29 protein-coding genes and 2 pseudogenes are annotated in these 23251 nt (G+C 36.3%); 27 read left to right on the top strand and 4 right to left on the bottom strand.

Translation table 11 applies throughout. The features are described from left to right. Positions 1–19: 19 nt before the first annotated feature. The 3 genes and pseudogenes from AC3WOM_RS03740 to AC3WOM_RS03730 all read right to left on the bottom strand — a co-directional run. The gene (locus AC3WOM_RS03740; protein ID WP_492445065.1) at positions 20–1921 is read right to left on the bottom strand and encodes a recombinase family protein; all 1902 of its coding nucleotides are present in this window, start codon (positions 1919–1921) and stop codon (positions 20–22) included. An 84-nt stretch (positions 1922–2005) separates the two neighbouring features. Beyond that, positions 2006–2422: pseudogene (locus AC3WOM_RS03735) on the bottom strand (LexA family protein); the annotation flags it as partial. Between the two features lie 150 nt (positions 2423–2572). Next, positions 2573–2938: pseudogene (locus tag AC3WOM_RS03730) on the bottom strand (helix-turn-helix domain-containing protein); the annotation flags it as partial. 175 nt (positions 2939–3113) lie between these two features. Here AC3WOM_RS03730 and AC3WOM_RS03725 point away from each other — a divergent pair. From AC3WOM_RS03725 to AC3WOM_RS03610, 24 genes are all read left to right on the top strand, one after another. Then, a complete protein-coding gene (locus AC3WOM_RS03725) occupies positions 3114–3311 on the top strand; it encodes a helix-turn-helix domain-containing protein (RefSeq protein ID WP_492445063.1) in 198 nt (65 codons plus the stop codon). Positions 3312–3367: 56 nt separating this feature from the next. After that, on the top strand, positions 3368–4102 hold the full coding sequence (locus tag AC3WOM_RS03720) for a phage antirepressor KilAC domain-containing protein (RefSeq protein WP_492445061.1): 735 nt from the start codon (positions 3368–3370) through the stop codon (positions 4100–4102). Between the two features lie 67 nt (positions 4103–4169). Further along, positions 4170–4394 (top strand): hypothetical protein, encoded by a 225-nt coding sequence (locus tag AC3WOM_RS03715; protein ID WP_492445059.1) that lies wholly within the window; start codon positions 4170–4172, stop codon positions 4392–4394. A gap of 90 nt (positions 4395–4484) precedes the next feature. After that, positions 4485–4937 (top strand): hypothetical protein, encoded by a 453-nt coding sequence (locus AC3WOM_RS03710; RefSeq protein ID WP_492445057.1) that lies wholly within the window; start codon positions 4485–4487, stop codon positions 4935–4937. Between the two features lie 32 nt (positions 4938–4969). Further along, positions 4970–5638: a sigma-70 family RNA polymerase sigma factor gene (locus tag AC3WOM_RS03705; RefSeq protein WP_492445055.1), complete on the top strand. Its 669-nt coding sequence runs from the start codon at positions 4970–4972 to the stop codon at positions 5636–5638. Continuing rightward, positions 5619–5849: a hypothetical protein gene (locus AC3WOM_RS03700; RefSeq protein ID WP_427546304.1), complete on the top strand. Its 231-nt coding sequence runs from the start codon at positions 5619–5621 to the stop codon at positions 5847–5849. Before AC3WOM_RS03705 ends, AC3WOM_RS03700 begins: the two co-directional genes overlap by 20 nt. Before the next feature lie 5 nt (positions 5850–5854). Then, positions 5855–6460: an HNH endonuclease signature motif containing protein gene (locus AC3WOM_RS03695; RefSeq protein WP_492445053.1), complete on the top strand. Its 606-nt coding sequence runs from the start codon at positions 5855–5857 to the stop codon at positions 6458–6460. Then, on the top strand, positions 6457–6714 hold the full coding sequence (locus AC3WOM_RS03690; protein ID WP_492445051.1) for an AbrB/MazE/SpoVT family DNA-binding domain-containing protein: 258 nt from the start codon (positions 6457–6459) through the stop codon (positions 6712–6714). Before AC3WOM_RS03695 ends, AC3WOM_RS03690 begins: the two co-directional genes overlap by 4 nt. A 143-nt stretch (positions 6715–6857) precedes the next feature. Further along, the gene (locus AC3WOM_RS03685; protein WP_492445050.1) at positions 6858–7394 is read left to right on the top strand and encodes a hypothetical protein; all 537 of its coding nucleotides are present in this window, start codon (positions 6858–6860) and stop codon (positions 7392–7394) included. A 56-nt stretch (positions 7395–7450) separates the two neighbouring features. Continuing rightward, complete coding sequence (locus AC3WOM_RS03680; RefSeq protein WP_492445048.1) at positions 7451–8752, top strand: AAA family ATPase; 1302 nt, start codon at positions 7451–7453, stop codon at positions 8750–8752. Continuing rightward, complete coding sequence (locus AC3WOM_RS03675; protein ID WP_492445046.1) at positions 8752–9873, top strand: ATP-binding protein; 1122 nt, start codon at positions 8752–8754, stop codon at positions 9871–9873. The genes AC3WOM_RS03680 and AC3WOM_RS03675 overlap by 1 nt, the downstream gene beginning before the upstream one ends. Positions 9874–9900: 27 nt before the next feature. Then, positions 9901–10515: a hypothetical protein gene (locus AC3WOM_RS03670; protein WP_429982395.1), complete on the top strand. Its 615-nt coding sequence runs from the start codon at positions 9901–9903 to the stop codon at positions 10513–10515. 9 nt (positions 10516–10524) lie between these two features. Further along, positions 10525–12105: a DEAD/DEAH box helicase gene (locus AC3WOM_RS03665; protein WP_492445044.1), complete on the top strand. Its 1581-nt coding sequence runs from the start codon at positions 10525–10527 to the stop codon at positions 12103–12105. 52 nt (positions 12106–12157) lie between these two features. After that, a complete protein-coding gene (locus AC3WOM_RS03660; protein WP_492445042.1) occupies positions 12158–12757 on the top strand; it encodes a hypothetical protein in 600 nt (199 codons plus the stop codon). 1 nt (position 12758) lies between these two features. Then, complete coding sequence (locus AC3WOM_RS03655) at positions 12759–13055, top strand: hypothetical protein (RefSeq protein ID WP_492445040.1); 297 nt, start codon at positions 12759–12761, stop codon at positions 13053–13055. Positions 13056–13231: 176 nt separating this feature from the next. Continuing rightward, positions 13232–13483, top strand: coding sequence for a hypothetical protein (locus AC3WOM_RS03650; RefSeq protein WP_492445038.1), 252 nt, complete (start codon positions 13232–13234; stop codon positions 13481–13483). 40 nt (positions 13484–13523) lie between these two features. Continuing rightward, complete coding sequence (locus AC3WOM_RS03645; RefSeq protein ID WP_492445037.1) at positions 13524–15758, top strand: AAA family ATPase; 2235 nt, start codon at positions 13524–13526, stop codon at positions 15756–15758. A gap of 333 nt (positions 15759–16091) precedes the next feature. Next, the gene (locus AC3WOM_RS03640) at positions 16092–16322 is read left to right on the top strand and encodes a hypothetical protein (protein ID WP_492445036.1); all 231 of its coding nucleotides are present in this window, start codon (positions 16092–16094) and stop codon (positions 16320–16322) included. Continuing rightward, complete coding sequence (locus tag AC3WOM_RS03635; protein WP_492445034.1) at positions 16312–16710, top strand: RusA family crossover junction endodeoxyribonuclease; 399 nt, start codon at positions 16312–16314, stop codon at positions 16708–16710. The genes AC3WOM_RS03640 and AC3WOM_RS03635 overlap by 11 nt, the downstream gene beginning before the upstream one ends. Then, on the top strand, positions 16710–16934 hold the full coding sequence (locus AC3WOM_RS03630) for a hypothetical protein (RefSeq protein ID WP_492445032.1): 225 nt from the start codon (positions 16710–16712) through the stop codon (positions 16932–16934). The genes AC3WOM_RS03635 and AC3WOM_RS03630 overlap by 1 nt, the downstream gene beginning before the upstream one ends. Beyond that, positions 16909–17466, top strand: coding sequence for a hypothetical protein (locus tag AC3WOM_RS03625; protein WP_492445031.1), 558 nt, complete (start codon positions 16909–16911; stop codon positions 17464–17466). The genes AC3WOM_RS03630 and AC3WOM_RS03625 overlap by 26 nt, the downstream gene beginning before the upstream one ends. 227 nt (positions 17467–17693) lie before the next feature. Beyond that, the gene (locus tag AC3WOM_RS03620; RefSeq protein WP_492445030.1) at positions 17694–18659 is read left to right on the top strand and encodes a DUF6731 family protein; all 966 of its coding nucleotides are present in this window, start codon (positions 17694–17696) and stop codon (positions 18657–18659) included. A gap of 33 nt (positions 18660–18692) precedes the next feature. Next, entirely contained in the window at positions 18693–19190 is a 498-nt protein-coding gene (locus tag AC3WOM_RS03615; RefSeq protein ID WP_492445029.1) for a hypothetical protein, read from the top strand. A 237-nt stretch (positions 19191–19427) separates the two neighbouring features. Then, positions 19428–19757 carry a hypothetical protein gene (locus tag AC3WOM_RS03610; RefSeq protein WP_492445027.1) on the top strand — a complete coding sequence of 110 codons (330 nt, stop codon included), beginning with the start codon at positions 19428–19430 and terminating at the stop codon, positions 19755–19757. 229 nt (positions 19758–19986) lie between these two features. Here the strand turns inward: AC3WOM_RS03610 and AC3WOM_RS03605 are convergent, their stop codons facing one another. Then, positions 19987–20334, bottom strand: a complete 348-nt coding sequence (locus AC3WOM_RS03605) for a hypothetical protein (protein WP_492445025.1) — start codon at positions 20332–20334, stop codon at positions 19987–19989. A gap of 409 nt (positions 20335–20743) precedes the next feature. Between AC3WOM_RS03605 and AC3WOM_RS03600 the strand changes: the two genes are divergently transcribed. The 3 genes from AC3WOM_RS03600 to AC3WOM_RS03590 all read left to right on the top strand — a co-directional run bounded on the left by AC3WOM_RS03600 (position 20744) and on the right by AC3WOM_RS03590 (position 23232). Then, on the top strand, positions 20744–20932 hold the full coding sequence (locus AC3WOM_RS03600; protein ID WP_492445023.1) for a hypothetical protein: 189 nt from the start codon (positions 20744–20746) through the stop codon (positions 20930–20932). Between the two features lie 298 nt (positions 20933–21230). Continuing rightward, positions 21231–22226, top strand: a complete 996-nt coding sequence (locus tag AC3WOM_RS03595; RefSeq protein WP_492445022.1) for a hypothetical protein — start codon at positions 21231–21233, stop codon at positions 22224–22226. Between the two features lie 85 nt (positions 22227–22311). Further along, a complete protein-coding gene (locus tag AC3WOM_RS03590; RefSeq protein ID WP_492445020.1) occupies positions 22312–23232 on the top strand; it encodes a terminase small subunit in 921 nt (306 codons plus the stop codon). The last annotated feature ends 19 nt before the right edge of the window (positions 23233–23251 follow it).

The raw sequence follows: 23251 nt of genomic DNA, 5'->3' as shown, positions 1-23251 counted from the left end.
TTATGTACATATCAACCCCTCAGCCCTTGCGCTGTCTACCTTCACGCAATTTATTCTCTCTGATATATTTCAAAATAGTACCCTGGGAACTACCTAACTCTTTCGCAATATCTATACTGGCCATGTTTGGATTTACAGTAATTAACTTTTTAATACCTTCAACAATTTCTGTTTTTCGTTCAGGGCTACCTTTACCTAATTTCAAGTTTGAATAAGGTCCAAATCGTTCTTCGTCTAGTCGTAATGTTTGTGCATTCAATCCTGACAGTCGTTTTAATTTCATAAATGAAATAGGAGCTGGCTGGGCATCTAAAATAGCTTGTGTAGCTTCGTAACGTTCTCTTTGCTGTTGTAATAAACGTTCTTCGTATTCTATATTCGTTTCATCTATTTTCACTATTAAATCAATAGGAAAATCATTGATGGTAGTGAATTTAAAAGTGATTGTGTTATCAGCAGGTGAGAGTAGCGCATATTCAAATAGTGCTGCTATCAAATCTTCTTTATCTTTCTCGCTATATTCAGTATCTATTCGATGTATAGACGACAAGTGTTCTTCTACTACTGCCAAATTATCAAGTAGTGCATCATAACTATATTTTTCACTTTTTAACAGATGGATTTTCGTATTTAGTTCATTAAGTTTTGAATTTAAGCTCTTATTTTCATTTTCAATTAGTTTCGTTTTTTCCTCATATTTTTCTTTTGTCAGCTTGCTATCTAAATACAAATCTAACAACTTATCAATTTTCCCGTTATTATCGCTCATCATCTTTTGTAAACTTGACGCTTGTTGCTCAAGTTGGCTAATTTGAGATTCATCCTTAAATTCAATATCAAGGTATCTTTTTGCTGTTTCCTCACTTAATAAAATGTTTTTAACAGCTAACACAAGAGGTCTAGTAATGCGAACAGCATTATATTTCGGCTCGAAGGGGCAAGGGTCAGCTAATCCATGATTATGTGTTAAATACCATCTGTATCCGCCGTACTGCGATTTATCACCTTGTTGTAAAGATATTTTGCGTCCACAAATAGTACATGTAATATGCAACTTAGCAAGTGGATGGTGATGTATTCGTGTTGTCGGGAATAGCTTCGTATTCGTTTCCATTAAGTGTTGTATGCGTTCGAAAGTTTCTACTGTTCTTAGTTGAGGATATTTATCCTCATTGGTAATTGTTTCACCGTTTGAAAAAGTTACGCTATATTCACCACAATAAGCCACATTTCTTAACCTTTGATACACGGTGTTAGGATGCCATTTAGAGCCGTTTGATGTACGTGAAATTTTATTTAGCTCTGTAGCAATACTCGATAGACCATATCCTTGTAAAAATAAATCATCGATGAATGGTATGACCCAAGAAAATTCTTTATTAATGGATACCTCTTTTGTTTCCTTGTCATAAACATATTCGAATGGTATGCGGCCATATATACCACCTTCTCGTACATATTGGCGTAGTCCTCGTTGAGATCTTCTACGAAACAAACGACGCTCTCTTCTTGCAATGATATTGTATAAATCAGAACGAAATTCATCATCTTCATTGTCTAAGTCGATAACTAAGCCTGGTTCCGCAATTTTTACATTGTTTTCACGCAACACCAACTTTAATTCTTCCCAATTCAACGTATCTAAGCGAGATAACCGGTCTTGATCGGCAACCAGCACAATATCTACTAAGCCATCATCTACACAATCCATCAAAGCTGTTAAGCCTTTTTTATCAAACTTTGCACCACTGTCTACATCCTTAAAAACATCGACGATACGCCAGTTTTGCTTGTTCGCATATTCTGTTAATTCATGTTCCTGTGCAGCTAGACTATACTTATCTTCTTGATTGCGGGTAGATACACGGATGTAGATAGCTACACGTAATATATTTTTGGCTGCAGTTTCTTTTACGGTCATTTTTGTCTCATCTCCTTTTAAAGTTATAAGAAAAGAGCTAGACGGATGGGTCTGCTCTTTCTTTGTTTGATTGATTAGCGCTAATTAATCAAAGTCTATTATTGATCTAACAACTTTTCCGATAATACGTGCTGGGTTGCTAGGGCTAACGATTATTGGTTTATGGGATAGATTATCAGGCATTAAAAATATAATTCCATCTTGTTTCTTCACTCTTTTTAAAGTAGCTTCTTCGTCACCGTTTACCAACACTGCTGCTATTTCTCCATTCTCTACATCAGGCTGTACTCTGACTAAAACTTTAGAACCATTCATAATAGTCGGTTCCATACTATCGCCTTTGGTCTTCAACGCAAAAATTTCACCACTTGGTAAGTATTCAGCAAACTCATAAGTATAACCTTCTATGTTTTCCTCAGCAAGAATCGGGTCACCACATGCAATAACACCTAGAATTGGTATTTTTACAAAGTTAGGCTCTACAGGGATTAGGTTGGTTGGAGTTACATTTTCAATAGTTTCTCCCTTTGCATCCATCTCTTCGGCCTCTTTAAATTTAATGTAAGCATTAATATCACCCTTGAAGTATTGGGGAATAGCTTCATCATACATTTCATATTTAATCAAAAAATCTTGGACTGTCATACTGAAAAAATTAGTTATCGCCTCTAATTGTTCTGAAGTTAGAGGGATTAAATCATCTTCTATCCCCGTAAGCATTTTGGGGCTGATATTTACACCATTTGCAAGTTCTTCTATAGAAAGATCTTGTTCTTTTCTCTCTTCTTTAATTGTCCATCCTATATCCTCGATATAACTGAGTCCTAGTAGGTAGTCAGCAGAAACATTGAATATCTTACATAACATCTTTATTTCTTTTCCACGAGGATGATTTTCATCCGATTCCCATTTAGAAACTGTAGTATATGATTTTAAATCTAACATTTCAGCTAATTGTTGTAGAGTCATCCCTCTAGATTCACGCAACTCTTTTATTTTTTCTCCTGTTGTTTTCATTGTCTCACCTCCCTCGCTATTAATTATATTTAGTATTTGATTTAAAATCAATAATAAAACATGATTTAAAATCTTTATTTTATAGATTTAGCTAAATAGAAAGTGAAAATCGCTTGAATGTTGATTTAAAATCAAGTATGATTCATTTAACAAGTTAAAAGCGAGGTGAATAAGAATGCTTAATATCGCAGAATTGAGAGTGCGCCATGGAAAAATGTCTCAAAAAGAACTTGCTGAAAAAATAGGTACGACGCAAACGAGCATTAGTTTATGGGAAAAAGATATTGAAAGCATATCCGCCCCATATCTAATTAAAGTTTGTAAATTTTTCGGTGTAAGTTCAGATGAGTTACTAGGCTTGAGAGATGGTTAAAAATTTTTAATCTTAACATGATTTTAAATCAAGTTTTAGCGAAAGGAGTAATCGAAATGAACGAATTAATCCCCACTATTAATGGAAATGACCGTATTTTAGTTAGTGGCCGAGATTTACATGAGTTCTTAGAAGTGACAGAACGTTATAACAGTTGGTTCGAAAGAATGGTTACTTATGGATTTGTTGAGAATGTGGATTTTACAAGTGTTAAAAGTTTTGCACTTGTAAATAACGGGGCTAAACGAGAAATAGATGACCATCATCTAGTGATTAACATGGCGAAAGAAATTTCGATGCTACAACGCAATGAGAAGGGGAAGATTGCTCGGCAATATTTTCTTGAGTTAGATGAGAAGTGGAACAGTCCTGAAATGGTTATGAAGCGTGCTATGGATTATCTTAATGCTCGTGTTGAGAAGCTTCAAACTGAAAACCTTGTACTTGTGCAGCAGAACAGCGAACTTCAGCCGAAAGCAAGCTACTACGATATGGTGCTACAGAATAAGTCTTTGTTGTCCGTGTCTAAAATCGCTAAGGATTATGGCATGAGTGCTATCAAGTTAAATAAATTGCTTTATGAGCTAGGTGTGCAGTACAAACAAGGCGATATTTGGTTGCTTTACGCCAAGTACCAAGATAAAGGTTATACGCAGACAACAACGCATGTTATTGATGCTGATAGGTCAAGAGTAAGCACAAAATGGACGCAAAAGGGACGACTGTTCATTTACGACTTACTGAAACGTGAAGGTATTTTCCCGGTGATTGAGCGTGAGGAAGCTAGTTGATTGCGCTGTGATACAAAACCAATAAAGGTGAAGTAAAAAAATGAAGGAAATGAGGTGTAAAGGTTTTATGGGGTTAGAAAAAACAATCAACATGGAGTTAGTTAAAATACGCGCATTCTTGCCTGAAAAGTTATCAGAGCTATCACGTGTTAACGAGCCGTTAGCGTTGAAACTATTACGCGATTGGGGAGATGGAAAAAAAACACTTCGAGATTTATGGGCGGCAGTACATGAAGGATTGGAGGTGCGAAATGAACACAACCAACCTAGAGTGGCTGGCTATGTCAATTGATGAAAGGCGTGCGGCACTGACGAAGATTGCAGAAACATCCATCCTAATTTGGGTAGCTAGATGGGCTCAGATGAAGGCAGGTGTAGCAAAATGATAGAACGTAATTTCAATGGTTTAATCGTACGTCATAGAAAATCAGCAGTCTTTTTCGAGAGAGAAACAGACTTGAATATCAAAGGGTATGTATCTCGCTACTGGGAAGATCAAACACCTGTAATTCAACCAAGTGAACTAGAACGCAAATATATTTTTTCTCAAACTGAGTTTAAAGAATTTGTAGCTTACATGGAGCAAATTGCACTTGAAGCATGGTCAAACTTTAAACCCAAAATAGCAGTTAGCCCTGGATCTGATTACTGGGAGTATTACGATAGGGATTTTGATAACAATGGGTATTTGACCGTTGGAAAATATTATATCAACTTAGATGGTCCAGCAAATCAACCCAAAACAGACAACCCTGTTGTTCGGTTATATAAATTTAATAAACGTAAATTCGAATCATTTATTTATGACTTACGCCAAACATTAGTGACTAAATAAGTCGCAATATTCAAATAAAAGGAGGCTCTATCATGATCAATACACCGTTACCAGAACGTTTAACTGCAACAGATGAAAAAGCGTTATTTCAAGCTTTCATAGAATCTGGAGATCAACATGCAAAAGATATGCTTATTGAAGGTAATTTACGTTTAGTGGTCTATCTTGTGACAAAGCAATTCAATAACACAGGTTATCCAACAGAGGACTTAGTTAGTATTGGTTCAATAGGTTTGATTAAAGCTGTCCATACATTTGATACAAGTAAAAATATTAAGTTTGCAACATATGCAGCAAGTTGTATCAGAAATGAAATATTAATGCATCTTCGAAAAGTACGTCGTTGGTCAATTGAAACTTCTGCAGATGTACCAATCAGTAATCGTATGGAGGACGATGAGTTTTGTTTACTTGATACCTTTGGAACGAATCCGGACTTGGTCTTTGAAACAGTAGAAACACAAATGATGAAAGATTTGCTGAAGGATATTGTCGACCAATTAGAACCTCGTGAGCAATTGATTATGAAGCGACATTTTGGAGTAGATGCTGTAACACAAGCAGATATTGCTAGAGAACTAGGAGTAAGCCAATCCTACGTTGCTCGGATAGAAAAGAAAGTGATCAGCAAACTTTCTGAAATGGCTCAATCTATTGCCTTTGGAAGTGAGGTGAGATTAGATGCGAAACACATTAGGTGATTTAAACAATCATTTATTCGCACAGCTGGAGCGTTTGAGCGATGAAGATTTGAAGGGACAAAAATTAACTGAAGAAATCGATCGTGCTCGAGCAATAACAAGCGTTGCTAATCAAATAGTATCGAATGGAAGTTTGGTGTTACAAGCACAAAAATTTCACACGGAATTTGCATCTAAAGAATTACAAAAACCAAAAATGTTGGAAGGGTGAGCCTAATGCGACATACCTGGACGCATGAGCAAAAAGAGTTTTTACGTGAACACTATCCATCAAATAGTCAAAGGGATTTGTTAGTTTTATTCAATCAACATTTTCAATTAGACATCAATCTAAAACAATTAAAATCTTGCTTAACAAATCACAATATTACAAGTGGTCGCACTGGTTATTTTGAGATAGGCAGCACTCCAGCTAATAAGGGTAAAAAGTTTCCTGGTCAAGTTAATAAAACTTCATTTAAAAAGGGTAACAAGCCGAGAAATTATAAACCTGTCGGTACTGAGCGCATTGACCGTGATGGCTATGTATTAATTAAAGTTTCTGACTCAGGTACCTGGCATGAAAGATGGAGACATAAACACAAGGTGGTATGGGAAAAGGCAAATGGTCCAATACCAAAAGGTCATGTTCTGATTTTCCTTGATCAAAACAAACTTAATATTTCACTTGAAAATTTACAGCTAATTACTCGAGCACAGCTAGTAAGGATGAATCAAAATAAATTATTTAATAATGATCCTGAGCTCACTAAGACAGGTGTTGTTATTGCAAATATCTATACAAAAATGGGAGTTCTCAATCGAAAGGAGAAAACGAAATGAAATCAACAGGTATTGTACGCAGTGTAGACAATTTAGGGCGTGTAGTTATTCCGGCGGAACTCAGAAACACTTTAGGGATTGATAAACAAGATCCATTAGAAATCTATATCGATAACGACAAAATCATCTTGAAAAAATATCAGCCAAACGGTGAAAAAGACGAGGTCATTGCTAATTTGCAGAAGATGGCTACCGGTGCAAAAAATCCAAATGTGCTCGAGACAATTGAACGCGCTATTAAATTAATACGGTAGGTGAAGAAAATGAATGATTGTCTTCTAGAAGTCCTGGGCGATTACTTTGTTGCTAACAACCTACTATACAAAGGTTGGGAGTTTCATGAATTCATCACTGAATGGCAACACGGCACTATAGTAATGACGAAAGGGTGATATAAATGACTCGAAATCCTTATGACTACTACATTATGGATGAAGAGTATGAGTTAGCAGAAGCGAGAGGTATTTCACAAAAAACGCTTGATTACAGAATCCGAAGACTAGGTTGGAGTAAATCGAAAGCATTAAATACACCTGTCAAAAAACAACGTAAGTATCCAAAACACATCATGGATAAGGTAAAGGAAAATAATATTCACCCTACTACATTTCGTTGGAGAGTTCAATATGGATGGGATATAGAAAGGGCATGTACGGAACCAACCCTACCACCAAATCATCCATTGCGTATGAGTGGAAATGTTGAAAAAAGAAGAAAGTATCCAATTGAACTGGTGCTTTTAGCAGAAAAAAATGGCATATCATATCAGACATTCCGAAGACGTGTGAAAAGGGGGATGGACATGCATACAGCTGCTGTCACTCCGCTTATGTCTAAAGAAGAAAGCTTAGCTAAAGCACGAAAGAAAAGTTCATTCAGCTTGGGGATTGAAGCATTCTGGAATGAAAAAAGATCACTCTGCAAAGTGACCTAGAAACAATGTACAAAGCAATTATAGCATGAATAAAGGAAAGGTAGGAGCGAAAAGTCATGCCAATCAAAATAAACAAACTTGAAATAGAAAACGTAAAGCGTGTTAAGGCAGTAAAGATTGAGCCTACAGCAAATGGTTTAACAATTGTTGGCGGCAAGAATAATCAAGGTAAGACAAGCGTGTTAGATGCTATCGCTTGGGGACTAGGCGGCAATAAATATCGTCCTTCACAAGCTACACGCGAAGGATCCGTTATTCCTCCACATTTACACATTGTACTGTCCAATGGATTGGTTGTTGAGCGTAAAGGTAAAAATTCCGATTTGAAAATCATCGATCCAAACGGGCAAAAAGGTGGGCAACAACTTTTAGATAGCTTCGTAGAGGAATTGGCTATTAATCTACCAAAATTCATGAATTCGACCAATAAGGAAAAGGCAAATATTCTTTTGCAAATTATTGGTGTTGGCAATCAATTATATGAGTTAGAAAAACAGGAGAACGAGCTTTATAACAATCGTAGAACACTTGGCCAGATTGCTGACCAAAAAACAAAATATGCAAAAGAGCAGCCTTACTTTCCTGATGTACCCAAAGAATTGATTTCTATTTCAGATCTAATTCAGCAACAGCAAGCAATTCTAGCATGTAATGGTGAAAATCAGCGAAAACGTGAACAACTTTCATTTATTGAGCAAAAGCATATTCAACAACAGCAAGAAGTGGAACGACTCAAACAACAGCTTGCTATTGCAGAAAATGCGCTATTACAAATATCACAAGATTTAGAGATTGCTAAAAAATCAGCCCTCGATTTACATGATGAATCAACAGCAGAATTAGAGTCAAATATTCAAGAGATTGACGAAATCAATCGAAAAGTTCGAGCGAATCTTGATAAAGATAAAGCCGAAACTGATGCTCATGAATATCACAATCAATATAACCAGTTAACCGTGAAAATTGAAGAGGTTCGTAAACAAAAATCTGTTTTATTGCAAAGCGCTAATTTACCTTTAGAAGGATTATCTGTTCAAGATGGTGAGCTCATTTATAACGGACAGAAATGGGATAACATGAGTGGCGCTGATCAATTAAAAGTATCTACAGCGATTGTACGAAAACTGAAACCTAATTGCGGTTTTATCCTACTAGATAAATTGGAACAGATGGATTTAGATTCTCTTCACGAATTTGGTAAATGGCTAGAACAAGAAGGATTGCAAGCTATCGCTACTCGAGTAAGTACAGGTGAAGAGTGTTCCATCATCATTGAGGACGGATATGTTGCAGGTCAAGATACTGTACCAACAGTAGAGCAACCTCAACAAAAGACTTGGAAAGCAGGTGAATTTTAATGGAAGTGATTAGCGGAAAAATTGAGAAGGCTAAAAAAGTTGTGATTTATGGTCCAGAAGGTATCGGAAAATCATCATTAGCAGCACAATTTCCTGCACCGATTTTTATTGATACAGAGGGATCTACAACGGAATTAACTGTAGATCGTTTGCAAAAACCGTCTAGTTGGACAATGTTAAAACAACAAATTGAATGGGTGAAACAACAAGGCAGTCGATTTAAAACACTCATTATCGATACAGTGGACTGGGCTGAAATGCTTTGTATAGAAAGCGTTTGTTCTACACATGGAAAAAAGGGTATTGAAGATTTCGGCTATGGCAACGGCTATGTTTATACAAAAGAAGAGTTCGGCCGTTTCTTAAATTTATTGAGCGATGTGATTGAGGCAGGTATACATGTCGTATTGACTGCACATGCACAAATTGTAAAGTTTGAGCAACCTGACGAAATGGGTGCTTATGACCGTTATCAATTAAAGCTTGGTAAAAAGACAAGCTCTCAAACGGCTCCTTTAGTAAAGGAATGGGCTGATATGGTGCTATTCATCAACTATAAGACGTATAGCATCGCAACTGACGATAAAGGTAAAAAGCACAAAGGACAAGGCGGTGTGCGTACCATTTTCACGACACACCATCCAGCGTGGGATGCTAAAAATCGCCATGGGTTACCTGATGAATTGCCACTTGATTATGCACATATTGCACATATTTTTAATCAAGGGGTACAGCAACCAGTTCAAGTAACAGAAACGTGGTCAAGCCATCCACTAGAACATTCACAGCCAGTACAAGTCCAACAAGCACCACCAAGTGCACCAGTTGAACAGCCAACAGCTCCACCAACAACAGAGCCATCACAAACGGTGCCAAATGTGCCAGATCCACCAGTAGTGCCATTAAGCCCTGGAATACCACAACCATTACGAGATTTAATGCTGCAGAATAATGTAACTGAGCAAGAAATACAGGTTGTGGTAAATCAAAAAGGTTACTACCCACAAGATACGCCAATTACAAACTATGATCCTAGCTTTGTTGAGGGCGTACTAGTAGGAGCGTGGCAACAAGTCTATGGAATGATTGTGGAGTTTAGAGAAAGTCTACCATTCTATTAAAAACATGATACACAGGAGGTATTTTAAATGAATCAAGAAAGAGAATTAGGCTGGGATGATGAGATTGAAAAGGATGGTAGTGACTATATATTACTACCGGAAGGTGATTACGATTTTACTGTTGCAAAATTTGAACGTGGACGATTCCAAGGTAGTGCAAAGATGCCAGCTTGTAATCAAGCGAAATTAGAGTTAACCGTGCATTCACCTGAACATGGCAATGTAGTAATCTTCCATAACTTATTGTTGCATACCAAAACCGAAGGCTTACTATCTAACTTTTTTGCAGGAATTGGTCAAAAGAGAAAAGGTGAAAAATTACGCATGAATTGGAATGCGGTGATTGGTGCTCGTGGTCGTTTGAAGCTAGAAATTAATAAATTTACAAAGAAAGACGGATCAGAAGGAACAAATAATCAGGTGGGAAAATTCTACTCTTATGAGGAAATTCAGGGTCAACAACCACCACAAACAAATTACCAACAGCCTGTGCCACAGCAACAATATCAACAACCTAATCAACAACCAAATTATCAGCAACAGCCAGCACAACAACAACCAACATATCAGCAACATCAGCCACCATTCCCAACATCGAATCCACCACAGGGTGGGGGCGGATTCACACCAGGACAGTTTTAGGAGGTAATTATGAAACTAAGAGACTACCAACAAGAAGCCCGTGAGTCCATTCAAAACGAGTGGGAGAACGGTGTGAAAAAAACGTTATTGGTGTTACCTACTGGGTGTGGCAAAACAATCGTATTTTCGAAAGTTATTGAAGATCGAGTAAAAAAGAGCGAGCGTGTTCTCGTCCTTGCCCATAGGGGTGAATTACTTGAACAAGCTGCAGATAAATTAGAAAAATCAACAGGGTTGAAAACGGCTACTGAAAAGGCTGAACAAACTTCAATAGGTAGCTGGTTTAGGGTAGTTGTTGGAAGTGTTCAAACCATGATGCGACAAAGCCGATTAGAACGCTTTCCAATAGACTTTTTTGACACAATCATTATTGATGAAGCACACCATTGTATTTCAGATAGTTACCAACGTGTGTTGCAATATTTTGAACAGGCTTATGTATTAGGTGTAACGGCTACTCCTGACCGAGGCGATATGAAAAACCTTGGTTCATATTTTGAAAGTCTAGCTTATGAATACACGTTGCCAAAGGCGATAAAAAGTGGCTATCTTAGCCCTATTAAAGCTTTAACAATTCCGTTGAAATTAGATTTATCTTCTGTTAGTCAACAATCAGGGGACTTCAAACTTGGTGACTTGGGAAATGCGTTAGATCCTTACTTGGAATCCATAGCAGATGAAATGGTAAAAGTCGCAAGTAATAGAAAGATTGTCGTTTTTCTTCCACTTGTTGCTACCAGTCAGAAGTTTACAGAGATCTTGAATCAAAAAGGATTCCGAGCTGCAGAGGTTAATGGAGAGTCTAAAGACCGCGCGGAGATTTTGGAAGATTTTGAAAATGATAAATATAACGTGCTTTGTAATTCTATGTTACTCACTGAAGGTTGGGATTGTCCGTCGGTGGATTGTGTAGTAGTGCTAAGACCAACAAAGGTACGAAGTTTATACAGTCAGATGGTTGGGCGTGGTACCCGACTTCATCCAGGTAAAACTGAATTATTGTTACTAGACTTTTTATGGCATACAGAACGACATGAACTTTGTCATCCGGCCCATCTTATTGCTGCAAATGATGAAATTGCAAAAGCGATGACAAAGCAAATTGAAGAGGCTGGCATTCCATTAGATTTAGAAGTTGTGGAAAAACAAGCTACAGATGATGTCGTTGCGCAACGTGAAGAAGCATTGGCAAAACAATTAGCTGAAATGAAAAAACGTAAACGCTCACTTGTAGATCCACTGCAATTTGAAATGAGTATTCAAGCAGAAGATTTAGCCAGTTACGTGCCTGCCTTTGGTTGGGAGTCTGGTCCAGCTAGTGAACAACAAATTAAGAAACTTGAAAAGCTTGGCATCTTCCCTGACCAAATCGATAATGCAGGCAAAGCTAGCAAACTACTTGAACGATTGGACAAGCGCCGAGAGGAAGGGTTAACAACACCTAAGCAAATTCGATTCTTAGAAGGGCGTGGCTTTGAACACGTTGGTACATGGCCGTTTGAAAATGCTAAAAAGCTAATTGATCGTATAGCTGCTAATGGATGGAGAATTCCTGAAGGTATTGTACCAAGCGAATATCGTGGGGAATAGTTATGGATCATCCTAAGCATTAAAAATAAAAAAACTAAGGAGCTAAGTAATTATGAAAATCGAAATTAATGTTCAAAACGCACATTTAAAAGCAGAGGAAATTCAAGAAAACCATGTAACGAGCATTATTGAAGGTTTCTTTGGAGTGCTAGGAGTTGTAAAACAAGTTGAAAATAACAGTAGTCATTGCAAGAAGATTAATCCTTTAAAAAATTTAGGTGAAGCTCCAACTGGTTATGTTCCATTTCAAAATGTTAAAACTTCTGCGATTGCAGTTTCGACTAAAGCTAATAAAGAGGAAGAAAAGTCTCAACAAATATCAAAGGTGCTTCCAAAGATAAATGCTGAACGTTCTCTTTCTGCTCCAATTAGGGAAGTGGCAAAAATTAGTCTTGCTTCTGACAGTGAAGCACCTATCTTTGGTACCAAAGAGTTTGAAGATGGTCAAATCAAGTACCAGTGTAAGTATTGGTGTGATTGTGGACACACAGGCAAACGTTGGGTGAATGATAACGCTCAACATGTACATTGTCATGAATGTAATTCAAAACTTATTGTAGAGCCTGCAACACCTGATTTCCGAGAAGATGGCCTGCCTGTACAAGATAACTTTAATAATTTTTTCATCGCTCGAGAAGTAGAGGGTGTATAAAATGAGAAAAGTAATTTTTGACGTAACACCAGAAACTGTTCAAAAGGTAGCTGAACAGATTACAGAAAATAATCCTGATAGCGTGGCAGTTCTAGCACCAATGTCTGGTAATTGCTCTGTACATGCACCAAGTAAATCGGGTAAACACAAAGGTTATCATCGTATCAAATTAGAAGTTTGGATTCCAGAGGATGCGATAAAAGGTGAAAATGCATTACATGATTTTGGGTTAGTTACTTTACTACGTTTACCTAAATCGAGAGTGCAACCGCATTTAATTCGTGGTGATGATGAATAACGTACCCCACAAAGTCCTTCTGCCTGCTTGGATATTTGAGCAGGCGAAGGATAACGATGAACTCAGACGCTTGGTGCTGGATTACATGCGAAGATACCCAAACTATCAAGTTATCAATGTGAGTGGTAGTTTCGCAGTCTGTGAGAGGGAACAACGTCTTTTATAGGAGGATAACCATGGATTCATATAAAACAGAGTTTGCTTATAAAGTGCTACCAGCTGCTAAATTAGCTCATGATAGTGAAGGTGAAGATACAGGGGCTTTTATAAAAATAGCTTTAAATGTAACGAAAGAATTTGCAACAACAAAATACGATGAGGCTCATGTTAAATTAATACCATTTGTAGCTGAACAAGCAATGATAGAAGAATGTCATATACAACCTATTCCGATGGAGGAATATGAGGCAGAACATAGTGATGAATAACTAAAAATGCAGAAAGATTAAAGTCGGTAAATGAAAGTAGGTGATCCCCTTGGAAAATAAAATGGATTTAATCCCTTTACTGAAATTCGTTGATCCCTCCAGTCTAGACTATCAGGAATGGCTAAATGTCGGTATGGCCCTTAAACATGAGGGCTATACCGCAAGTGATTGGGATACTTGGAGCACTCAAGATGGTGGACGTTATCGACCAGGAGAATGCTTCAAAAAGTGGACTTCTTTCGAAGGTAGTGGGATAACAGGGGCAACAATCACACAGATGGCCAAGGAGAGAGGATGGCTGCCTAAATCTAGTGAAGAATCGCATGAGCTTGACTGGAATGATGAAATCAGTGTAGACGATTATAAAATTATCGATAAAAACTGGATTGAAGGACGAGAAATTCATGAGCCTACTATATGGAATCCAGTACGTGAGATTACTCGTTATTTAGAAGCATTGTTTCAGTCTACTGAGAATGTTGGCTATGTAACAGATACGTACCAAATAAATGATGAAAAATCAGGAGAAATCATTTATAAGCCAACAAGTGGTGCGTATGATCGTACAGCTGGGCAGTTAATTGAAGCATTGAATAAATGTGATGGAGATATAGGGTCTGTTCTTGGAGACTACAAAGAAGAAGCTGGCGCATGGATTCGCTTTAATCCACTTGATGGGAAAGGTGTAAAAAATGATAACGTATCGGATTATCGATATGCACTAGTCGAATCTGACAACATGGAAATTGAAAAGCAGAATGCTATTATGCGTGAGCTCGAGTTACCAATTGCAATTATGGTGCACAGTGGAAAACGTAGTATCCATTCAATTGTACGTATCGATGCTCCAAACTATGAGGAATATCGTAAGCGTGTTGATTACTTATATAACGTCTGTAAAAAGAATGGACTAAATATCGATAACCAGAATCGCAATCCATCACGGTTAAGTAGACTGCCAGGAATTGTCCGTAACGGCAAAAAGCAATTTATCATCGATACCAATATTGGTAAGACCGACTGGAATGAATGGCATGAATGGATTGAAGATTTGAATGATGATCTTCCTGATATGGAGAGTCTCGATGACTTTTTCGACAATCTACCAGAACTAGCGCCTTCTTTAATAGAAGGAGTCCTCAGACAAGGGCACAAAATGCTAATGGCAGGTCCCTCGAAGGCTGGGAAGTCCTTTGCATTGATTGAACTAGCCATCGGCATTGCTGAAGGGGCTAAATGGTTAGGTTGGCAATGTACCAAGGGGCATGTCTTATATGTCAACTTAGAGCTTGATAGAGCCAGTGCCTTACATCGATTTAAAGATGTATATAAATCATTAGGGCTACAGCCAAACAATATTAAAAATATCGACATTTGGAATCTACGTGGTAAGTCGGTACCGATGGACAAGTTAGCTCCTAAGTTAATCCGTAGAGCTCAAAAGAAGGGCTATATTGCTGTCATCATTGACCCGATTTACAAGGTATTAACAGGGGATGAAAACAGCGCGGACCAGATGGCTCACTTTACGAATCAATTCGATAAAATCGCTACAGAGTTAGGTTCAAGTGTTATTTATTGTCACCATCATTCTAAGGGTGGCCAAGGAAATAAGAAGTCCATGGACAGGGCTTCAGGTTCTGGCGTATTTGCTCGGGATCCGGACGCGTTAATTGATTTAGTGGAACTAGATTTAAGCGAAGATTTAATCAAACAACAGGAAGCCAAGGTAACAGCTGATATATATGCAAATGCAATAAAACAAACAAGCTTTGATTATTACGATCAGTACGTCAGCTTAGATGATGAGCAAAGCTTATCTCAAATGTACAATCATGCTAAACGTGCATTAAGCCCTGAAGTGGCAGCACAAGCTGAGACAGAAATAGCTAATGCAATGAAGATTATCTCAATGCGTTCAGCTTGGCGTGTTGAAGGTACGTTGCGTGAGTATCCAAAGTTTGAAGCCGTTAATATGTGGTTCCAGTATCCAGTACACAGAGTCGATGAGACAGGGATATTGAAGGATATAAAGCTTGATGATGGTAGTCGGCCAAGTTGGAAGAACAATTTTGACAAGAGGAAAAGTCCTGAAGAAGCCAAAAGAGAACGTAAAGAAGCTCTTGAATCTGCATTTGAAGCATGTGGAATTGATGAAAAAATTACTGTAAGTGCAATGGCTGAATATATGGGTATATCCGAAAAAACCGTTAGAAATAGGATAAAAGAGCATGGCGGTTTTTGGGTAACAAACGGAGATGTCGGAAGAAAGTAAAAGGGAAAATCTCGAACAATTTCACTTTCCTTGTGAAGGAAAAACTCGAAGGGAAACAGTTTCTCTTTTAAGGAAATTCTCGACTTTTTCCCTTCCTTAATTAAGGAAAATCTCGAATACTTTCCTTACTTTCTCTATGAGGGAAAAACTCGAAAAATACCGAGAATTTCCGAGGGAAGGGAAAGTGCTATATATATAAATATATAAAAATGGGTTTCCCTCCCGTAGGTCGTAGAGAAAAAAAGTGGTGGGCTTAAGCACAGCCCGCCACACCATTTTTCTCATTTTACGACAATGCAAAATTTCAAAAATAAAAGAGGGGGATGGAATTAAATGCCATACAAAAAGAGAAGTAAAAATTTAGAGGTAGCTAGAAAACTACCACCTTCATTTCACACGTTACCAGGTGAGAAGTTTGAGATGAAAAAAAGTGAAGTTATCAACTGGCTGATTGAGCAACCAGAGATTTTGAATTATCTGTGGAACAATATTAAAAATTCAGATGATGTTGAGTACAATGCTGCAACAGGGGTGTGGACAGGGGTTGAGTACAATGGTGACTGAATTTTTCATGTCCATGGTGCCGCCAACTACAACGCATCAACAAAAGCAAGTAACGATTCAAAATGGTAAGCCAGTATTTTATGAGCCGGCAGAGTTAAAGGCAGCGCGTGCTAAGTTAATGGCTTATTTGGGGCAACATGTGCCGAAGAGGAAATTCAAAGGACCATTAAGATTAACAGCAAAATGGTGTTTCCCGTTGGTAAGGGGCAAAATAGACGGGCAATATAAAGATACTAAACCGGATAATGGAAACTCGAATAAATTACTTGAAGATTGCATGGAGGATTTGGGGTACTTTGAGAAAGGGGATGCACAGATTGCTAGTTTGATAGTTGAACACTTTTGGGCATCTATCCCTGGCATTTATATTCGAATCGAGGAGATTTGATGAACTATAAATCTTTTTATGCGGAAGTAGCAGAGTGGATCATGCAAGTGAATCAGGTAGCTGTGCAGCATGACATGGATAGTACCGAATTTTGGAATTGGGTTTCAAGGTCCATGGGGGAAATAGCGAACAAGTACAATAACAATAAATTAGTACAAAAACAAATGGTGATGCTTTTTTCATGGCTAGAAGATGTGTATGCTGAAACGAAAAAAAGAAAGTGAAGTGATGCATGTGAAGCAAAAATTAATCGAAGAAGTAACACAAATAGCAACCTTAAAAGCTATTGAAGTGTTTAACGCCCAGAAGGAAGACGAGCTTCAAAAGGAAAAAGATAAACGTCTGCACAATACAAAGTTGCTGCTGAGACATTATCAGGAGTTCAAGTTGTATACAGATAAAACCAGAGGACAAGAAGCAGCCTCTAAATTAACGACAGAAGATAAAAACGTTATGGCTACAATTACATTTGGAGATGGGGAAGAGATTATCAATTCCATTAAAGTAACGACTAAACGTACAGTAGCCATGGTTCAGTATATAGACAAAGCACTTGAAACGCTTGAATTCATGTATAGGCAAGAAAAGAATGAACGGGACTTTAATGTCTTGAAAAAGCGATACATGGAGGGCTGGACTATCCAAAAGCTGGCTGAGTTCTACTACATGCACGAGCGTAGTGTGTATAAGGTTCTTGATAGTGTAGCAGAAAGATTATCTGTGTTGCTGTTTGGTATTTACGGGGTTGACAAGTAGAGCAAAAATTAAGCAACACGGGGGCAATATAGCCGTGTTAATATGTTAGTATCGACAATTTATGAAAAGCACTGATCTCCCCTTGATCGGTGCTTTTTTTCAGTTTACTTAAAAATAAAGTTGTGTTAAAATAAGAACGTAAGTTCGTATGTTGCATTTCCTTTATTTTCACTTGGATTATCTAGTATAATTTTGTATAAAATTGTCGATAATTTAGGGGGATTTACATGGTAAAAAAGTATGTTAGATTTAATTATTTTTCAATTAACCTAGTGCCAGAAACTATGCCAGCAGGTATGGCTAATAGAAATATAGGCTCAGCTTGGGACATGACAGATTTATTGGATTATTTGTCAATCAAGCGAAATCAGATGAATGGTGTCATAGATGTTGGCGAATATAAAGCTGAATTTGAAAGAGAGACCTTACTTTTCGATTCAAAAGCAAAAGTTTACTCTTTTCAATTAAGTAAATTACGTACAGTCAATATACCTGCAGTAAAAAAATTCGGATTACCAAAAGAGGATTTAAAGCTGAAAGACGATGAATATATAGGTGAATTTGTTACTATAGTATTTGATCCAACTTTTTGTACAGTAGCAGTCCAATCAAATAAATATAGTTTGAACTTAAAACAAATTGAAAAGTATCTAACGGAATTAAGAAAGATGTATAACAATTCTCAAAATAATACTGATAGAACGCCTTTACGAATCGAATTGCAACCAATTTTAGATATTAAAAGAGCTAATACAATTAAAAACGCTGCAATCTTTAGAAAAATAACAGTTAAAGGTACAGATGCCATGGCTGATGCACTTGCTCAACAGGGTATTATAACTGAAATATCCGAGGTTATTGGACGAGCTCAAGGTATAAATTTTGAGGTAACTATTTCGTTAGGTCATGCTCCTAAAAGTGAAAGCCTTGACCATGAAACTGTACAAGAAATAATTAATGGTTTCCATAAAATGGATGAAAAATCTAGACCAAAAGTTGAGATTACCGCACGGGAAGACGAAGAAGCAGCTTTGGAGTTAGTAAATTTAGCAGCACCAACTTTGTCAAATACAATTTCATTAGATGTTGAAGAAAGAAAAGGAATTGGACACGAGTATATCCATCAAGCTTTTATGGAGAAATATACAGTACCAAGAGGCAGAATTGCAGCAATAAATCGACCACTTGATTAATAAAATTAAGTAATTAAACTGGAGGTGTTAATTTTGATAGGCAGATTTTTTGAGAACATGAGCAAATGGTTTTGGGCTTTTTGGGAAAGAAAAACTTTTTGGACTAATCTTATGGTTTCTGTATTGCCTATCACTCTGTATTACTTTGGTTTTATGTCAAATATACGTGAAAATACAGGTAGTGTTGTAACATATGCTGTAGGTATTTTAACAGTTGATGGAGTTTTTTTAACTTTATTAGTTACGTTAAAAGCTAGTCCAGTTATGGAAAGATTGAAAAAGTACTTTTCTAATCTACATGATTATTTGTATGAAGAATTAAAGAAGCAGATTGCGTATTGTGTCTATTTTATGGTAATCAATTTAGCTATAGCTATAGTAGGACCAGTAGATAATATAATTATAAATGGTGTAGGGATTGTATTATGGTCGTATTTTATGGTTCACATCACTTTAGGATTTATATTTAATTTAAAGGTTGTTATGAATTTAGCTACTAAAGAAGTTGATACTAAGCAACGTATGAAGTAAAAAGGATAAAGACAAGACTACTTTGCTTGGAGATCCTTTGACTGCCACATCTAACCAAGTGTGGCTTTTTATTATGAGTAAATTTAGGAAGTATATATTTGATTATGCTGTAATATATAGTGTAATTTTGTATAAAATTGTCGATAATTTTCTTTTGTAAGAGTAAGTTTTTCCCTGTATAATTTTCCCTGTAAGTAATTGTTAAATTAAAAATTAATGATGAAGAGAGGGAGACTCATGACTTGTACAAAAGGTGAACAAGGACGCAACATGGGACAAACAAACAAAGAATTAAGAAAAGAAATACAAGAAGACATCATAGAAAAAATCAATAATATAAATGATATTAGAAGAACTGCAGATAGTATTTATACATCAGCTAATTTTCATTTAGATTCTAAACAATTACCTAATACGAAAAACTTCAAAGTGGAGATACAGTATAGAACAGGAAAGAAACAAACGGTCTCTGTAATCGAGGTAAAAGATACGGCTACTAGTACTGCAGAAGTTCATCAGGCATTGACTAACAGTTTGAATGATGGGTATAAGTGGATTGTTAGTTAAAGGACAAAATAGTTAATTTAAGGCATCTCATTATGAGGTGCTTTTTATTATGCAATTATCTTTGATTGCGGAGGAACTAAGATGAGGAGAATCAAGTATTGAAAAGGTAGATTACTATTGGGAAATTAAGAACTACACACAAAAAAAGAGGCTTTTCTCAAAAGTAATTTAAAATGACTTTTGAAGACAGCCTCAGTAACTATAGGACATTCTTTATTAAAAATAGAATTTATTTTTCATTTTGAGCAGGGGGGGTAGAATTGGTTATATAATCTAACCCTACTGCTCTAAATTCGAACTTAACTACATCACCTTGAGCATCAATGTTGTAAGAATATTTACCACCAGCTAAAGGTTTAGTAATTTCTTTCTCACTATTCGGTTTTATTGTTTCTGTAACTATTGTAGGACCATTTTTTGCATCATCAAGCTGGAAAATAATAGATATATTTCCTTTGTTTTTAATATTCATTCTCACATTCCGTTTATTATCTACTTCAAAAGAACCTTTGTATACTCCACCCAAGGTTGTAGCTGTTACGTCTTCTAGTACATCAATTGCTCTAGTATTCGTCATTTTTACATCTCCTTTTGATTTATTTAGTAGGATTTTTATGTAAATCTTACTAAATATTACAATACTAAATATTTCCTAAAATGTAAAGTTAATAACTTTTTTGATAAAAAGGTTAAATTGTATGTTAAATACAATCAGTGAGAGGTCACATCTGACAAGGTGTGGCTTTTTATTATGAAAAAACCATAACAAACATTTCCTTTTAATCTATGATTAGGTAGAGAGGAGGTGTGGACAATGGCTAAAAAATAGATACTGTTTATTTAGTATACAAATTAGTAAGTGGTTTCCCATTTCATGAAGTAATAGTAGGCTGCTATAGCACAAAAGAAAAAGCCGAAGAAGAAAAAGCAAAATACGAAACAACACGCATTCAAGAAATCGAAGTAGAGTAAAGGGGGATGATAAAATGAATCAAGCAGAAAAGGTTGAGGAAATTTTAAAAGAACTATCGCACTTTTTTAATAGTTTGGACCATTTACCAGAAATGAATAGTATTGATGAAATAATAGGTGTTGGAAGTCATCTAGCCCTTGGTGCAGATATTGTAGTTGAGGCAATAAGAATTATAGATGAGTATATGGATGCTAATAAATAATATTTCAGGTCACGTTCTATGAGCGTGGCTTTTAATGTGCTTTGAAAACTGCATCAAACAGCCAAAACAAATAATAATGGATTAGTTTACGGGCGAGTAAGTATCTCAGGAACATTAGATATCGAAAAAGGCTGGCATGCACTAATAACCGATAGGGCGGAGTTTGGTGTGGTTTTGAGAGCAAAAAGTTATTACATATATTTCATTTGTTGGGTTATTATTGGGTGGGAGGTGATGGGATAAAATTACTAAATATAAAAAACTGTACATAATCTTTTAATTTATTGGGGGAATTTGAATGAAGAAGAATTTTGTAGTCTCATTTTTTACATTACTTTTATTTGGTTTATCATTATTCATATTTGATTCGAATGAAGTTAAAGCAGCTACTATTGGAGAACAATTAAAAGAACCTGAGATAGGTTGGAAAAGGTATGACGATACAGATAATGCAATAATTTATAGTGGAACTGATTGGAGAGTAGATAAGTTAGCAGGTTATTTTAATGGTTCTGTCAATTTCACCTTAGAGGTTGGTGATTATGTTTCTTTTAAATTTAAAGGTACGAAAATGCGCATTATAAGTGATTGGTACCATAATAAATCTAAAAATATAGAAATTCAAATAGACGGTGTATCTTATTACTATAATCAACATACCTTAACAATAGGCGGTATTCCTCAAGCACTTTCATTTGAAAAGATTGATTTAACTGATGATTATCACACTGTGAAAATAATAAATAATGATGGTAAAATTATATCATTAGACGCAATAGATATAGACTCAGAAGGTTATTTAATTCCTTTGGATATAGAATCTCCAATTCTTAATGGTGAGGTAAAAGGTGAAGGTCATGCCTTAACTTGGAATTCAATCGAAGGAGCAAAGGGATATAATGTAAAACGTTCCTTAAATGCTGGCGGTCCTTACGATGTAATTGCAAGTAATGTTAAAACAAATTCATATTTAGACAATGATATCGAAAAAGGAAAAAAGTATTATTATGTAGTAACAACTGTAGTTAATGGAGCTGAAAGTGAAAATTCAAATGAAGTGATATTACCTATAATTGAGAATAGTAATGCTACACTGGTTTTACATTTAGTAAATAATCAAATCAAAGAATATAACTTAACAAGTAGTGAGCTAAACAATTTTCGTGATTGGTTTGCTTCAGGATCTGAGAGCTTCTATGTGTTTACGCAAAAGTCTCCAGAGCCACCTTATAATTATATAGAAGATTACATCATTAAAGATAAGATTGTATGGTTTCAAGTTAAAAAGTATTAAAGAAGAATATAGAGAGTTTAAGCATCCTTATTGGGGTGCTTTTTCTTTTGTCTAAAACAAATGTTGGAGGTGGTGTTTATGAGATATGGTTAATTGGGATGAAATAAAACATGAATACAAAACAACTAAAATAACATTGGCTAAGCTAGCTGAGAAATATGATATTCCTTTAGGTACTGTAAAGAGCCAAAAGAGCCGAGATACTAAAAAAGGTAATCCGTGGACTAGGGATGCAACTGAAAAGGATGCAACCAAAACTAAGAAGGTTGCAACTCTAAAAGAGGATGCATCCGAAGAAAAAGAAGTCGTTGAATCAGAAGAAGTTACCGCCTTTGACTCAGAAGGTGATGACGGATTAACTGATAAACAACGGCTTTTTTGTATGTATTACGTTCGCTCATTAAACGCTACAAGTGCATATAAAAAAGCTTATAAGTCAAGTTATGCTACTGCTATGTCGGAGGGCTCTAGGTTCACAAGAAATCCCAAGATAAAAGCTAAAATAGCTGAGTTGAAAAAGGAGCGCTTAGAACAAGAGGATTTAGACAAAATGGATGTATTGCAAAAGTACAAATCCATAGCCTTTGCGGACATAACCGACTTCATTGATTTCACACAGGTCGAGTCAGAATCAATAGAAACATCAGTTGAATATAATCCAGATGGCTCAAAGAAGTCTGAGAAAACAGAAGTTGTACCATACACTTACACAAAATTCTCGATGCATCATTCAGAAGAGATTGACGGAACACTCATTACCGAACTATCAAAGGGTAAAGATGGGATGTTCAAGGTTAAACTCGCTGATAAAATGGCAGCACTTGCGTTCCTTGCGAAGTATACGGATTTACTTAACGAAAACGAGTTGAAGCAACTGCAGGCTGAACAGGCTCGAATGAGTATTAACAAGACAAAAGCCGAAATTAGTAAACTTAATAACCCTGACAGTAATAAGCAAGAATCAGAAATTGCGAAAATGTTACGTCGCATGGCGGGTGAAGAGTAGTGGCTGAACTAACGAAAAA

The organism is Lysinibacillus sp. FW301-JW8 (assembly GCF_058788755.1).
The sequence above is the reverse complement of the archived record's forward strand: the minus strand, read 5'-3'. Positions and strand labels throughout refer to the sequence as shown.

Excerpts from the sequence above, each read along its gene's own strand:
- AC3WOM_RS03740 (WP_492445065.1), bottom strand. The coding sequence starts at position 1,921 with ATGACCGTAAAAGAAACTGCAGCCAAAAATATATTACGTGTAGCTATC.
- AC3WOM_RS03725 (WP_492445063.1), top strand. The coding sequence starts at position 3,114 with ATGCTTAATATCGCAGAATTGAGAGTGCGCCATGGAAAAATGTCTCAA.
- AC3WOM_RS03720 (WP_492445061.1), top strand. The coding sequence starts at position 3,368 with ATGAACGAATTAATCCCCACTATTAATGGAAATGACCGTATTTTAGTT.
- AC3WOM_RS03715 (WP_492445059.1), top strand. The coding sequence starts at position 4,170 with ATGGGGTTAGAAAAAACAATCAACATGGAGTTAGTTAAAATACGCGCA.
- AC3WOM_RS03710 (WP_492445057.1), top strand. The coding sequence starts at position 4,485 with ATGATAGAACGTAATTTCAATGGTTTAATCGTACGTCATAGAAAATCA.
- AC3WOM_RS03705 (WP_492445055.1), top strand. The coding sequence starts at position 4,970 with ATGATCAATACACCGTTACCAGAACGTTTAACTGCAACAGATGAAAAA.
- AC3WOM_RS03700 (WP_427546304.1), top strand. The coding sequence starts at position 5,619 with ATGCGAAACACATTAGGTGATTTAAACAATCATTTATTCGCACAGCTG.
- AC3WOM_RS03695 (WP_492445053.1), top strand. The coding sequence starts at position 5,855 with ATGCGACATACCTGGACGCATGAGCAAAAAGAGTTTTTACGTGAACAC.
- AC3WOM_RS03690 (WP_492445051.1), top strand. The coding sequence starts at position 6,457 with ATGAAATCAACAGGTATTGTACGCAGTGTAGACAATTTAGGGCGTGTA.
- AC3WOM_RS03685 (WP_492445050.1), top strand. The coding sequence starts at position 6,858 with ATGACTCGAAATCCTTATGACTACTACATTATGGATGAAGAGTATGAG.
- AC3WOM_RS03680 (WP_492445048.1), top strand. The coding sequence starts at position 7,451 with ATGCCAATCAAAATAAACAAACTTGAAATAGAAAACGTAAAGCGTGTT.
- AC3WOM_RS03675 (WP_492445046.1), top strand. The coding sequence starts at position 8,752 with ATGGAAGTGATTAGCGGAAAAATTGAGAAGGCTAAAAAAGTTGTGATT.
- AC3WOM_RS03670 (WP_429982395.1), top strand. The coding sequence starts at position 9,901 with ATGAATCAAGAAAGAGAATTAGGCTGGGATGATGAGATTGAAAAGGAT.
- AC3WOM_RS03665 (WP_492445044.1), top strand. The coding sequence starts at position 10,525 with ATGAAACTAAGAGACTACCAACAAGAAGCCCGTGAGTCCATTCAAAAC.
- AC3WOM_RS03660 (WP_492445042.1), top strand. The coding sequence starts at position 12,158 with ATGAAAATCGAAATTAATGTTCAAAACGCACATTTAAAAGCAGAGGAA.
- AC3WOM_RS03655 (WP_492445040.1), top strand. The coding sequence starts at position 12,759 with ATGAGAAAAGTAATTTTTGACGTAACACCAGAAACTGTTCAAAAGGTA.
- AC3WOM_RS03650 (WP_492445038.1), top strand. The coding sequence starts at position 13,232 with ATGGATTCATATAAAACAGAGTTTGCTTATAAAGTGCTACCAGCTGCT.
- AC3WOM_RS03640 (WP_492445036.1), top strand. The coding sequence starts at position 16,092 with ATGCCATACAAAAAGAGAAGTAAAAATTTAGAGGTAGCTAGAAAACTA.
- AC3WOM_RS03635 (WP_492445034.1), top strand. The coding sequence starts at position 16,312 with ATGGTGACTGAATTTTTCATGTCCATGGTGCCGCCAACTACAACGCAT.
- AC3WOM_RS03630 (WP_492445032.1), top strand. The coding sequence starts at position 16,710 with ATGAACTATAAATCTTTTTATGCGGAAGTAGCAGAGTGGATCATGCAA.
- AC3WOM_RS03625 (WP_492445031.1), top strand. The coding sequence starts at position 16,909 with ATGCTGAAACGAAAAAAAGAAAGTGAAGTGATGCATGTGAAGCAAAAA.
- AC3WOM_RS03620 (WP_492445030.1), top strand. The coding sequence starts at position 17,694 with ATGGTAAAAAAGTATGTTAGATTTAATTATTTTTCAATTAACCTAGTG.
- AC3WOM_RS03610 (WP_492445027.1), top strand. The coding sequence starts at position 19,428 with ATGACTTGTACAAAAGGTGAACAAGGACGCAACATGGGACAAACAAAC.
- AC3WOM_RS03605 (WP_492445025.1), bottom strand. The coding sequence starts at position 20,334 with ATGACGAATACTAGAGCAATTGATGTACTAGAAGACGTAACAGCTACA.
- AC3WOM_RS03600 (WP_492445023.1), top strand. The coding sequence starts at position 20,744 with ATGAATCAAGCAGAAAAGGTTGAGGAAATTTTAAAAGAACTATCGCAC.
- AC3WOM_RS03595 (WP_492445022.1), top strand. The coding sequence starts at position 21,231 with ATGAAGAAGAATTTTGTAGTCTCATTTTTTACATTACTTTTATTTGGT.
- AC3WOM_RS03590 (WP_492445020.1), top strand. The coding sequence starts at position 22,312 with ATGGTTAATTGGGATGAAATAAAACATGAATACAAAACAACTAAAATA.